This window comes from Flavobacterium sp. KMS (assembly GCF_000813005.1).
Classification (GTDB): Bacteria; Bacteroidota; Bacteroidia; order Flavobacteriales; family Flavobacteriaceae; genus Flavobacterium.
This window is the reverse complement of record NZ_JSYP01000024.1, coordinates 22,277-34,410: the sequence shown is the minus strand read 5'-3', so window position 1 is coordinate 34,410 and position 12,134 is coordinate 22,277. Positions and strand designations below refer to the sequence as shown.

Annotated in this window: 11 protein-coding genes; 8 read left to right on the top strand and 3 right to left on the bottom strand. The window is 33.1% G+C overall.

Features of this window, described 5'->3' with window-relative positions:
* Window positions 1–177 precede the first annotated feature (177 nt).
* The 6 genes from OA93_RS19795 (at window position 178) to OA93_RS19770 (ending at window position 7,490) form a co-directional block, all read left to right on the top strand.
* Window positions 178–1,362 carry a glycoside hydrolase family 88 protein gene (locus OA93_RS19795; RefSeq protein ID WP_039115625.1) on the top strand — a complete coding sequence of 395 codons (1,185 nt, stop codon included), beginning with the start codon at window positions 178–180 and terminating at the stop codon, window positions 1,360–1,362.
* A gap of 21 nt (window positions 1,363–1,383) precedes the next feature.
* Window positions 1,384–2,607, top strand: coding sequence for a glycoside hydrolase family 88 protein (locus tag OA93_RS19790; RefSeq protein WP_039115623.1), 1,224 nt, complete (start codon window positions 1,384–1,386; stop codon window positions 2,605–2,607).
* Window positions 2,608–2,613: 6 nt separating this feature from the next.
* Window positions 2,614–3,738 carry a pectate lyase gene (pelA, locus tag OA93_RS25435; protein ID WP_039115621.1) on the top strand — a complete coding sequence of 375 codons (1,125 nt, stop codon included), beginning with the start codon at window positions 2,614–2,616 and terminating at the stop codon, window positions 3,736–3,738.
* Window positions 3,738–4,613 (top strand): pectinesterase family protein, encoded by an 876-nt coding sequence (locus OA93_RS25430; RefSeq protein WP_082001853.1) that lies wholly within the window; start codon window positions 3,738–3,740, stop codon window positions 4,611–4,613. Before pelA ends, OA93_RS25430 begins: the two co-directional genes overlap by 1 nt.
* A gap of 245 nt (window positions 4,614–4,858) precedes the next feature.
* On the top strand, window positions 4,859–6,163 hold the full coding sequence (locus tag OA93_RS19775) for a glycoside hydrolase family 28 protein (protein WP_052259535.1): 1,305 nt from the start codon (window positions 4,859–4,861) through the stop codon (window positions 6,161–6,163).
* Window positions 6,164–6,743: 580 nt separating this feature from the next.
* Entirely contained in the window at window positions 6,744–7,490 is a 747-nt protein-coding gene (locus OA93_RS19770) for a rhamnogalacturonan acetylesterase (protein WP_039115618.1), read from the top strand.
* Here OA93_RS19770 and OA93_RS19765 read toward each other — a convergent pair.
* Together OA93_RS19765 and OA93_RS19760 are read right to left on the bottom strand one after the other, a co-directional pair.
* Window positions 7,487–8,173 (bottom strand): VIT family protein, encoded by a 687-nt coding sequence (locus OA93_RS19765; RefSeq protein ID WP_039115616.1) that lies wholly within the window; start codon window positions 8,171–8,173, stop codon window positions 7,487–7,489. The genes OA93_RS19770 and OA93_RS19765 overlap by 4 nt on opposite strands.
* A 5-nt stretch (window positions 8,174–8,178) precedes the next feature.
* Complete coding sequence (locus OA93_RS19760) at window positions 8,179–8,583, bottom strand: hypothetical protein (RefSeq protein WP_039115615.1); 405 nt, start codon at window positions 8,581–8,583, stop codon at window positions 8,179–8,181.
* Between the two features lie 319 nt (window positions 8,584–8,902).
* Here OA93_RS19760 and OA93_RS19755 point away from each other — a divergent pair, with 319 nt between their 5' ends.
* A complete protein-coding gene (locus tag OA93_RS19755; RefSeq protein ID WP_039115613.1) occupies window positions 8,903–9,355 on the top strand; it encodes an Hsp20/alpha crystallin family protein in 453 nt (150 codons plus the stop codon).
* A 247-nt stretch (window positions 9,356–9,602) separates the two neighbouring features.
* Window positions 9,603–9,998, top strand: coding sequence for a DoxX family protein (locus tag OA93_RS19750; protein ID WP_039115611.1), 396 nt, complete (start codon window positions 9,603–9,605; stop codon window positions 9,996–9,998).
* Window positions 9,999–10,093: 95 nt separating this feature from the next.
* Here OA93_RS19750 and OA93_RS19745 read toward each other — a convergent pair whose 3' ends face one another.
* Window positions 10,094–11,872 (bottom strand): ABC transporter ATP-binding protein, encoded by a 1,779-nt coding sequence (locus tag OA93_RS19745; protein WP_039115609.1) that lies wholly within the window; start codon window positions 11,870–11,872, stop codon window positions 10,094–10,096.
* Window positions 11,873–12,134 lie beyond the last annotated feature (262 nt).

The following is a 12,134-nucleotide window of genomic DNA, read 5'->3' as shown; positions in this document are numbered from 1 at the left end:
TTGTTTAATAGCCACAGATTAAAAGAGTTTTGTTTCACGCAGATTCTGCAGATTGTAGCAGATTTAGTTTTAAAAATCAATAATGGATAATTATCTGCGTAGATCAGCTTAAATCTTTTTTAAATCTGCGTGCAAGAAAAAATACTATACATTAAAGTATTAAAAATATAATTATTAATGATTCAAACTAATTCTAACAAATTGCATTTTCATAAACTGGTAATTATCGTATTGGTGTTATTTTGCTGTAAAGCGAATGCTCAAGGCAAATGGTCTGAAAAAACCGCGCTTTCGATTATAAACAAATATCCAAAAGCATGGCAGATTGATGGAGCCGAAAAGCCAAAATGGGATTACAAAATAGGATTTGCATTGCTTTCTTTTGAAAAATTATATCAAAAGACCAAAAATCCAAAGTATCTGGATTATGTAAAAGAATACACAAATGAGTTGATAGATAGTTCAGGAAATATTGCAAGTTATGATGCCAGAGAATATAATATCGATTATATCAATCCAGGGAAAATCCTTTTTGATTTGTATGATTTAACCAAAGAAGAACGCTATCGTAAAGCCTTGGTTATTTTGAGAAATCAAATTGAAACTCAGCCTAGAAACGCAAGTGGAGGATTTTGGCACAAGCAAATTTATCCCAATCAAATGTGGTTAGATGGATTGTATATGGCAGAACCTTTTTATGCACGATATACAGTTGAGTTTGAAAAAGGTAAAGGTTTAGATGATATTGCCAAACAATTTGAGTTGGTACAGAATCATTTTGTCGATACAAAAACAGGATTGTTATATCATGCTTGGGACGAAAGCAAACAAATTGCGTGGGCAAATCCAGAGACAGGAACATCGCCAACAATTTGGTCACGAGGAATGGGTTGGTACATGATGGCTCTGGTAGATGCATTGGATTATTATCCAAAAAATCACCCGAAAACGAAAGTATTAGTTGGGTATTTAAATCAATTAGCCAAAGCGTTGCTTACCTATAAAGACAAGTCGGGATTATGGTTTCAGGTAACAGATAAACCAACGCTTAAAGATAATTATCTAGAACCATCGGGATCGGCAATGTTTATTTATGCTTTTACAAAAGGAGTAAATAAAGGATATTTACCTTCGGAATATAAAACGATTGCCGAAAAATCATTTGATGGATTTATAAAAGAGTTTGTTAGATTTGGAGATAATGTAGAATTAAACATAATTAATGTCTCACCAAATGTAGGTTTAGGAGGAAATCCATTTAGAGATGGGACAAATGAATATTACGTTAACGGAAAAAAGAAAGACAACAGTTCGATAGCTTTAACAGCATTTATGTTGAGTGCGATAGAGTTGGATAAATAAAAATATAAAGCATATTTTAAAATGAAGAATATTATAAAACGAAATTATTTTGGGTCAATAGCATTGGTTTGTGTAATGACATTAATGAGTTGTAAAACTATTTCTCAAGAACCTGCAAAAACTTCTGTAGCGATTTCTAAAGACCTAAAATGGTCAGAAAAAATGGCTTTGTCTATCATGAAGCGTCATCCCGAAGCTTATATGATTGATGATTTAAAAGAACCAAAATGGGATTATGTACACGGATTGGTACTTACATCATTTGAAGAATTGTATAAAAAAACAGGCGATGTTAAATATTACAATTACATAAAAAAGTATGTAGACGATTTAGTGCAAGAAGATGGTAGCATTAAAAGCTATAAATTTGAAACCTATAATATAGACATGGTTACGGCTGGTCGTTTATTATTTAATTTATACGACACAACAAAAGATCAAAAATATTTAAAAGCATTAGAGCTTTTAAGGAAACAAATAAAAGAGCAACCAAGAACAGCAAGTGGCGGATTCTGGCATAAAAAAATATATCCAGACCAAATGTGGCTAGACGGATTGTATATGGGAGAACCATTTTATGCACAATATACAACCCAGTTTGAAAAAGGAGCAGAACTTAATGATATCGCCAAACAGTTTGAATTAATTCAGAAAAACGATTTGGATAAAAAAACAGGATTGCTTTTTCATGCTTGGGACGAAAGTAAAAAAATGCCTTGGGCAAATCCAGAAACAGGAACATCGCCAAATTTCTGGTCACGTTCATTAGGTTGGTACGCAATGGCATTGGTCGATGTATTGGATTATTTTCCTAAAGACCACCCGAAACAAAAAGAACTAGTTGAGTATTTAAACCAACTTGCAGAAACTTTGGTGAAATTTCAAGATAAAAAAACAGGACTTTGGTATCAGGTAACCGATATGGGAGATAAAAAAGGAAATTATTTAGAATCATCAGGATCATCAATGTTTATTTATGCTTTCGCGAAAGGAGCAAACAAAGGATATTTACCAAAAAAATATAAAGACATCGCAAACAAATCTTTTGATGGATTAACCAAACAATTGATAAAAGTTGATGCCGATGGTGAAATTACAATTACGAATGCTTGCGCTGTGGCTGGATTAGGTGGAAAACCATATAGAGACGGTTCTTATGAATATTATATAAACGAAAGAAAAAAAGACAACGATCCTAAAGCAACAGGTCCATTTATTTTGGCAGCATTAGAATTAAATAGATAATTTGAAATGAAACATATTAAAATCATAGTATTAAATCTAGTAATAGTATTGGGATGCAGCGTAATGGTGCAAGCTCAAAATAGCTATAAAAACTGGAGTGATATTATTCGCAAAAGCGATGCAGCTTGGTTTGCAACGCCCGAAGCTCAAGCCATAGCCGAGAACGTGTTATTGTACCAACGTAACATTGGCGGATGGCCAAAGAATATCGAAATGCAGAAACCACTTTCTGATACTGAAAAGCAAAGTTTAATTGCATTAAAAAGTGACCTACACGATATCACAACCGATAATGGTGCAACGTGTCAGGAAATGCTTTTTCTGGCAAAAATGTACAAGCAAAAATCTGACGAAAGATATAAAAAAGCATTTCTTTTAGGACTGGATTACTTGCTAGAAGCACAATATGATAATGGAGGATGGCCACAATTTTATCCCTTAAAAAAAGGATATTACACCCATATAACCTATAATGACGATTCGATGTTTCATATCCTATCGATATTAAAACAAATCTCAGAAACTTCCGATTATTACGGTATAGCTATCTCACAAGATTATGTTACTAAAGCTAAAACTGCTTTTGACAAAGGAATAACCTGTATCATAAAAACACAATACAAGCAAAACGGAGTTTTAACAGCTTGGTGCGCACAACATGACGAAAACACTTTGGCTCCAGCCAAAGCAAGAGCTTACGAATTACCATCATTAAGCGGGAAAGAATCGGCTAAAATAGTATTGTTACTAATGTCTATCGATAAACCGTCACCAGAAGTAATTACAGCAGTAAAAAGTGCTTGCGCATGGTTTGAAAAAACAAAAATTACGAATCTGGAAGAAAAACGAATTCTAAATGATGCGGGGAAAATTATCGATAAAAAAATGATTCCTGCTACAAATGCTTCGCCAATTTGGGCAAGATTTATGGAGCTAGACAACAACGAACCATTTTTTTGTGATAGAGATGGAGTCAAAAAGAAATCTCTGGACGAAATAGGAGCAGAACGCAAAAACGGATACGCTTGGTACACCGATGAGCCAAAAGAGCCTTTAAAAAAATACTCAAGTTGGGAGAAAAAATACGCTTTTGAAAAAAGCGAAAAAAAAAAGGGGAGTCCGAAAACGTAATTACAGTAGCTCAAGATGGTTCTGGTGACTTCAAGTTAATTCAGGATGCGATAAATGCGGCCAAAGCTTTTCCGTATGAGAAAGTAACGATTCATATTAAAAACGGAACGTATTATGAAAAAGTAAGAATTCCAGAATTTAATAATAATGTTTCTTTAATTGGAGAGAGTAAAGAAAAGACAATTATTACCTACGATGATTATTTTGGAAAAATGAATTTAGGCAGAAATAGCACTTTTTATACCTACACAATGCTGGTAGAAGGGAATGATTTTTCGGCATCCAATTTAACGATTCAAAATTCATCAGGAGATATAGGGCAAGCAGTGGCTTTATCAATTATGGGAGATAATGCCTATATTTTTAATTGTAATATATTAGGAAACCAAGATACATTATATGCCTCGGGAAACAACTCCAGGCAGTATTTTAAAGATTGTTATATCGAAGGAACAACCGATTTTATTTTTGGGAAAGCCACCGTATTATTCGAGAATTGCCAAATTCATAGTCTCAAGAATTCATATATAACAGCAGCAGCAACACCCGAAGGTACAGCGTTTGGGTTTGTGTTTAAAAACTGTAACCTGACAGCCGATAAAAATGCAACACAAGTTTACTTGGGGAGACCATGGCGTATTTATGCTAAAACCGTTTTTATAGAATGCAAAATGGGAAATCATATAGTACCACAAGGTTGGGAAAACTGGTCTAAACCCGAAGCCGAAAAAACAGCTTTTTATGCCGAATACAATTGTAGTGGTGAAGGATTTAAACCAAAGGAAAGAGTTAAATGGTCGTATCAGTTAACCAAAAAAGAGGCTAAGAAATATACAGTTGAGAATGTTTTTTCTAAGGTTCAAAGGTTTTTTTAAAGGTTCAAAGGTTCTGAGAAACAAAGGTTCAAAGGTTTTCTGTAGAGACGCACCGCAGTGTGTCTACGCAATAAAGGTTCAAATCTAATAATCTAAGAAGTCTAACATTCTAAGAAGTCTAATAATCTAAGAAGTCTAACATTCTAAGTAGTCTAAAAATCTAAGAAGTCTAAATTATGAAATACAGCTTTCTTTTTTTCTTATTAATATCATTCAATTGTTTTGCGCAAACGGTTGAATTTCCAATGAGTAAAGTCGATTCGATCGTTAGCAGAATCAAGTTACCAGTAATTCCGTCGTATCAAATAAATGTTGTGAGGCTTGGCGCCAAAGGAGATTCTGTGAGTGATAGCAAACCTGCTTTTGATAAAGCAATGGCATTGTGCAAGAAAAATAAAGGTGGAACTATTATAGTTCCTAAAGGAATATATAAACTCAATGGACCAATACATTTTGTGAGTAATGTAAGATTAGTGATAGAAAAAGATGCTAAAATTAAATTTAGTGACAATCCCAATCATTATTTACCGTTGGTACTTACAAGTTGGGAAGGAACAATGCTTTATAATTATAGTCCATTAATATATGCGTATGGCTGTACGGATATTGCTATAACAGGGGAAGGAACAATTGATGGCGAAGGAGGAAATACTTGGCGTAGTTTTAAAGCCAAAGAAGGAACAGGTAAAAAATTAAGCCGCGAAATGAATCATAATAATGTTCCGTTAAAAGATAGAAAATTCGGTGACGGATATTTTTTAAGACCGCAGATGATTCAGTTTTTCAATTGTAAAAACATTATGGTTGAGAAAATCAGAATAGAAAATTCACCATTTTGGTGTTTACATTTATTAAAATCTGAAAGTATAACTGTTAGAGATGTAAGCTATAAATCTTTGAATCATAACAACGACGGAATCGATCCTGAATACGCCAAAGATGTATTGATAGAGCGAATTACATTTAATAATGGCGATGATAATATTGCGATTAAAGCAGGTAGAGATCATGAGGGAAGAGCAAATTCGGATACGCCAAGTGAGAATATTGTAATTAGGGATTGTAATTTTAAAGGACTTCATGGTGTAGTTTTAGGAAGTGAAATGTCGGCAGGAATTAAAAACGTATTTGTTGATAATTGCAAAACTGTTGGTTACTTAAAAAGAGGGATTTATTTAAAAACAAATGCGGATAGAGGTGGTTATATAAAAAATGTTTTTGTTCGAAATATCCAATTAGACGAAGTTGAAGATTGCTTGTATATTACCGCTAATTATCATGGAGAGGGAAGTGGTTTCCCATCGGAAATATCAGATATTTCATTCTCTAATATTTCGTGTAATAAAGTGACGGGAACAGGAATTGTAATTCAGGGATTCCCAGAGAAAAAAGTTAAAAACATCACATTGGATAACATCGAAATTAAATCGGCTAAGAATGCCATTTCGAATAGTAATGCCGTAAACGTAACGATGAGTGAGGTTTTTATAGGAGAGAAAGCAACAGTGCCTACGGCGGTTTCTAAGGTTTTAGAGGTTCAGAGGAACTAAGGTTCAAAGGCGCAAAGGTTTTCTGTAGAGGCGCACCGCAGGTTTATCCATAAAGTAACCCCAAACTTGTCTTTCTGACGCAGGAAGAATCTCTGCGTGTAGCTCGACAATTTAAGACAAGCTTATGTTAGTTTCTAGTGGAGACCCTTCGTTCCTCAGGGAGACAAGATTGGGGAAAGAAAGGTGCAAAGGAATAAAGGTTCTAAGTCACAAAGATTTTCTGTAGAGACGCACTGCAGGTTTATCCATAATGTAACCCCAAACTTGTCTTTCTGACGCAGGAAGAATCTCCGCGAGTAGCTCGACAATTTATGACAAGTTTGTGTTAGTTTCTTGTGGAGACCCTTCGTTCCTCAGGGTGACAAGATTGAGGAAAGAAAGGAACAAAGGAAAGAAAGGAACAAAGTTTTTCTGTAGAGACGCACCGTAGTGCGTCTACATAATATAGGCTTACCATAATACAATCATATTTTGTTGCAGACATATAATGTATAAAAAAAATAAAAATCTAAGAAGTCTAGAATCTAAGAAGTCTAGAATCTAACATTCTAAGAAGTCTAAAAATAAAGAAGTCTAAAAAATGAAATATTACCTATTAATCATATTGCTTATTACCCTTAATGTTTCTGCACAAAAAACAACTTTGTATTGCATTGGAGATTCTACTATGGCGAATAAAAAAGATCCAGAGCGAAATCCAGAGCATGGTTGGTGTCAGGTATTGCAACCATTTTTTAATGAGAGTATTATTGTTGAGAATAAAGCCGTAAACGGACGAAGTACAAAAAGTTTTATTGATGAAAAACTATGGGAAACAGTATATAAATCACTTAAGAAAGGGGATTATGTTTTTATTCAGTTTGGACATAACGATGAAAAAATAGCCGATTCTCTTAGATATACTAATCCACATACGGCGTATCGACATAATCTAATTCGTTTTGTGACAGAAAGTAGAGAAAAAGGAGCAATTCCGATTCTGTTTTCGTCTATCGCCAGAAGAAATTTTAATGAGCAAGGTGTTCTAATTGGTACACATGGAGATTACCCTTTAGAAGCCAGATTGGTTGCTAAGGAATTGAATGTGCCGTTTATCGACTTAGAATATTATACGGAATTATTAGAACAATCTTACGGTCCTGAAAAATCGAAGAAATTACATTTGCATTACAAAGCAGGAGAAATTGCATTTTATCCAGAAGGCAAAGATGATGATACACATCTTTCTTTATTGGGCGCAACCGAAATTGCAAAATTAGCGATGGAACAAATTAAGCTTTCGGATAATCCGTTGCTTAAAAATCTCAAAAAAGGAATTAAGAATTAAATATTTACTCCAAAAAGATAACCAACTAATGCTGATATTCCCATAGCAAAAGTACCCCAAATAGTAATTCGTAATATTGCTTTAGTAGTATCAGAACCACCAGCTTTGGCGGCTAATGCTCCAGAAAGTGCTAGAAAGATTATGGCAAAAACATATTGATATAGTACAATTTCTTTAAGAGGAGCAAAAATTGAAACAAAGAGCGGTAAAACACCTCCAGCAATAAATGATGCTGCCGATGCAAGAGCAGCTTGTAGAGGTCTTGCCTGAGTGATTTCGTTAATACCTAATTCGTCCCTTGCATGAGTTTCCAGAGCATCGTGAGCAGTTAATTGTTTGGCAACCTCTTTGGCAAGTTCGGGTTTTAATCCTCTTTTTTCATAGATGTCAGCAAGTTCTTCTAATTCTATTTCAGGCATTGTTTTTAACGCAATTTGCTCTCTTTCTAAATCTGCAGTTTCAATATCAGATTGGGAACTTACTGAAACATATTCACCTGCAGCCATAGACAAAGCACCAGCTACTAAACCAGCTATGGTAGCCAGAATAATAGGTTCACGAGTTGTACTGGCAGCAGCAATACCAATAGCTAAACTTGTGGTTGATAAAATACCATCATTGGCACCAAGAACTGCTGCTCGTAACCATCCACTTCTGTTTATATAATGATGTTCTGCTTCCATGCTATTTAGTTGCCTTTCGGGATAGTTTTGATATATTCTTCCTGTGTTCTTTGAACACCACCAAAACTTTCTTTTAAAGCATTTTTTATTTGCAAATGTGTTTTGTTACTAAATGCTTTTTTCCAATCATTTAAGTCATAAATATGTATCTCTTTTGCATAAACATTTGTAGCAAAGGTAATTCTGGAGATTGAATATTTATAAGATTTTAGTTCATGCGATACTTGACGGTTTGGTACAATGATTAGAATTGTTTCCCAGTCAAGGTAATTTTTCGGGATATCTTCGCGTGAGGTAAGACCTAATGCATTAAAAAGAAGCTTTATTTTTTCATCATTAAGCTTATTTAATTTTTTGTCTATTACAGAGAGTTCCTTACTCAGCAAGGTTTCATTTTCAATAGCACTCATGGTAATAATTTTATAATTAAAGGATAAAATTAGTATTAAAAATTGGCAAAGATCTTTGTTAGTCGGTTAGACTGGTTCTAAATTTTAGAAAGGGATTATTTTAAGAGCTTTAGGTCGGTATGATTGGGGTAAATAGATAGATACTGTCATTTTGTTAGTGTTAATAGTTTATGTTAGGATTTTTTATGTCAATACTTCATTTATTTATGAAAAAATGACAGGTTTTATGGTTTGGTATTTATTTTGTTATATGCATGATGTTGATCAACATTTTTAATGATTATTAAATTATTTGTATAACTATTAAAAGTAAATCATCATGTTAAGTATCAGAAATAACGGAAACAATACACAATCATTTCCATCACTATTAGACGATTTTTTCGGACGTGAACTTTTTAACTGGGAAAACAGCAATTTTTCATCTACAAGTACAACTATACCATCAATAAATATTAAAGAAACTGATGAAAATTTTGAAGTAGAAGTTGCTGCACCAGGAATGGATAAAAAGGATTTTAATGTTACTCTTAACGATAATTTATTAACGATATCTTCTGTTAAACAGAATGAGAAAGAAACAGTTGAAGATAATTATACTCGAAAAGAATTTAGTTATCAATCATTCCAAAGAAGTTTTGAATTACCAAACAATATAGTTGACGAAGAAAAAATAAAAGCACATTACGATAACGGACTTTTACACCTTGTTATTCCTAAAAAAGAAGAAGCAAAGGAAAGTAAATCTCCACGAGTAATTGAAATTAGTTAATACTAAATTCGGTCACTCAAAAACAATTACATTTAGTTTTTTTTAATAGGGGTCGTCTCAATATGAGATGGCCCTTATTTTTTTATATAAAAGCTTAATTTTAAGGAAAGTATTCCTCTTAGACTTGTAAGAATTTCAGTAAGCCCTTGTCCTTTGATTTTAATTCACTAAATTTAAGTGTTCTTTAATTTATTCAAAGATTTATTCCAAAATAAAACTATTATTAACCTAATTAATACTTTTTATTATGAATTATATCCCTTTAATCGGCAGAATCTTATTTAGTACAATTTTTATGTATTCTTCTATCGCAAATTTTTCAGATTATTTTGTTTATGAAGCTACGGCAAAAGGAATACCATGTTCTTATATTTTGGTTCCTTTGGTGGGGATTTTTGAATTATTGGGAGGATTAAGTATTTTAACGGGGTTCATGGCCAAATGGGGTTCATGGTTGATAATTCTTATTCTGTTACCAGTAACATTTGTAATGCATGATTTCTGGAATATTGAAGATCCAGTTCATCATCAATTGGTTCTTATGACTTTTATGAGAAACCTTTCTATTATTGGGGCAGCATTAATGATTTCTTTTTTTGGAGCTGGGCCTTATAGTTTTGATGAATATAAAGCCAGGAAATAAGATTGTACTCAAGAGTTAACTATATAAGTAATGTAAGTTCATTTAAGTTTTATGCTTATGTTTTCTTAGATTACTTATATGGTTAAAATATTTTTTCAATTGGTTTTATTCTGTTTTTTTGATGGAGCTAAATCGTCTTTACGTTCACCTATTTGCTGTCTCCACATAGCATAATACAATCCTTTTCTTTCTACAAGCTCATTATGATTTCCTTGTTCAATAATTTTTCCACGTTCGAGTACAAATATAGTATCGGCATGCATTATGGTCGATAATCGGTGTGCAATGAGAATGGTAATTTGCTGTTTGTCTGCAGATATTTCTCTAACCGTTTGTGTAATTTGAGATTCAGTAAGAGAATCTAACGCCGAAGTTGCTTCATCAAATATTAATATCTTTGGTTTACGTAATAAAGCTCTGGCTATAGAGAGTCGTTGTTTCTCGCCACCCGAAAGTTTTTTTCCTCCTTCGCCAAGAACAGTATCAAGACCTTTCCCAGAATTAATTATAATAGGAGTTGCAGAAGCTTTCTCTATTGCCGAAAGCATTTCTTCATCTGTAGCATCGGGTTTAACAAAAAGCAGGTTCTCACGAATAGATCCAGAGAATAGTTGGGTATCTTGTGTTACAAACCCCATTTGTCTGCGAACACGATTGTATCGCAAATCTTTAATAGATATATCATCATAAAGAATATCGCCTTCTACAGGACGGTATAAACCTACCAATAGTTTTACAAGAGTTGATTTTCCTGAGCCAGATGGCCCTACAAATGCAATATTATCGCCTAGTTTTGCTTTAAAGGTAATATTCTGAATGGCGTTATAGCTGGCATTTTTATGTCTGAAAACGACATCATTAAAATGTAATTGGCTAATTGCGCCAACTTCTACAGGATCTTCAGGACTATATTCTGGTTGCTTTTGCATTAGCTCATTAAAAAGAAATAAAGCAGTTTCGGCCTCGCGGTAGGATATTATAATGCTGCCAAGATCTTGTAACGGACTTATAATTCCAGAGGATATAAACTGCATAGAAATAAGTTCGCCAGGAGATAAAACGTTTTTAAAAATAAGCCATAACAGTATAAATAGAATAGATTGTTTTAGAAATATCAGAATGCTGCCTTGAAGAAAAGTTAGAGTTCGCATTTTCTTGACCTTTTCCATTTCTAGATCATATATTTCCTGAGTATGAACTTTTAAACGTCTAATTTCAGGATAAGTAAGACCTAGACTTTTTACAAGTTCTATGTTACGCAAACTTTCGGTTATAGTACCACTCATTTGTCGGTTTTGTCGAATAAGCGAACGTTGTAATGTTTTTATCGAACGACTTAAAATGCTTGTCAATCCGCCAAGGACAACTACACCAATAAAAAATACAGGAATAAGTGCCCAATGTTTCGTAATAGCATACCACATTAAAAAACCGATGCCTACTACCGATGTAAATAGGATGTTTATAAAAGACGAAATAAATTTCTCGGTATCCGTACGTACTTTTTGTAATACCGATAAAATTTCTCCGCTGCTTTGGTCTTCAAATTCCTGAAAAGGTAATCTTAGTGTTTGTCTCAATCCATCATTAAAAATTTGCATCCCAAATTTTTGCACAATCATTCGTAATACATAATCCTTGAGCGAAAGGAACAAACGTGCCGCAAGGGCTACGATAACAGCTATTATTAATAATTTTATAACACCTTCTTCTTTGCTACTGCTGCCTTGTTTATTGTTTAAGGCATAATCATCGATGATTTTTCCAAAAATAATTGGATCATAAAGTGAGAGTATTTGCGATATCCCAGCAAAAAATAAAACAAGTACAATAAGCCAACTATACGGTTTAAGGTATTTCCAGAATAAAATCATATGAATCTTAATTGAAATGAATACACAGCTATAACTAGCAAAAGAATTATAAAGATATTAAATAAAGAAATGAATAATTGTGATTTATAAATTCAATTTTTTTAGCAGGTTTTTTTTATGATTATTTATTTTCAGACTATAATAATTATATAAACTTTAAAATTATTTATTTTATTTTAAAATACTGTAATTCAGTTAATTATGTTTTATTTGTACTGATTTACTTGCTGTTATACAGGAATTTGTTTATATCTTTATAAGA

What these genes read in the sequence shown, in the direction of transcription:
- OA93_RS19795 (WP_039115625.1), top strand. Translation starts at nt 178, where the DNA reads ATGATTCAAACTAATTCTAACAAATTGCATTTTCATAAACTGGTAATT.
- OA93_RS19755 (WP_039115613.1), top strand. Translation starts at nt 8,903, where the DNA reads ATGTTAAGTATCAGAAATAACGGAAACAATACACAATCATTTCCATCA.
- OA93_RS19770 (WP_039115618.1), top strand. Translation starts at nt 6,744, where the DNA reads ATGAAATATTACCTATTAATCATATTGCTTATTACCCTTAATGTTTCT.
- OA93_RS19760 (WP_039115615.1), bottom strand. Translation starts at nt 8,583, where the DNA reads ATGAGTGCTATTGAAAATGAAACCTTGCTGAGTAAGGAACTCTCTGTA.
- OA93_RS19750 (WP_039115611.1), top strand. Translation starts at nt 9,603, where the DNA reads ATGAATTATATCCCTTTAATCGGCAGAATCTTATTTAGTACAATTTTT.
- OA93_RS19765 (WP_039115616.1), bottom strand. Translation starts at nt 8,173, where the DNA reads ATGGAAGCAGAACATCATTATATAAACAGAAGTGGATGGTTACGAGCA.
- pelA (WP_039115621.1), top strand. Translation starts at nt 2,614, where the DNA reads ATGAAACATATTAAAATCATAGTATTAAATCTAGTAATAGTATTGGGA.
- OA93_RS19790 (WP_039115623.1), top strand. Translation starts at nt 1,384, where the DNA reads ATGAAGAATATTATAAAACGAAATTATTTTGGGTCAATAGCATTGGTT.
- OA93_RS19745 (WP_039115609.1), bottom strand. Translation starts at nt 11,872, where the DNA reads ATGATTTTATTCTGGAAATACCTTAAACCGTATAGTTGGCTTATTGTA.
- OA93_RS19775 (WP_052259535.1), top strand. Translation starts at nt 4,859, where the DNA reads ATGAGTAAAGTCGATTCGATCGTTAGCAGAATCAAGTTACCAGTAATT.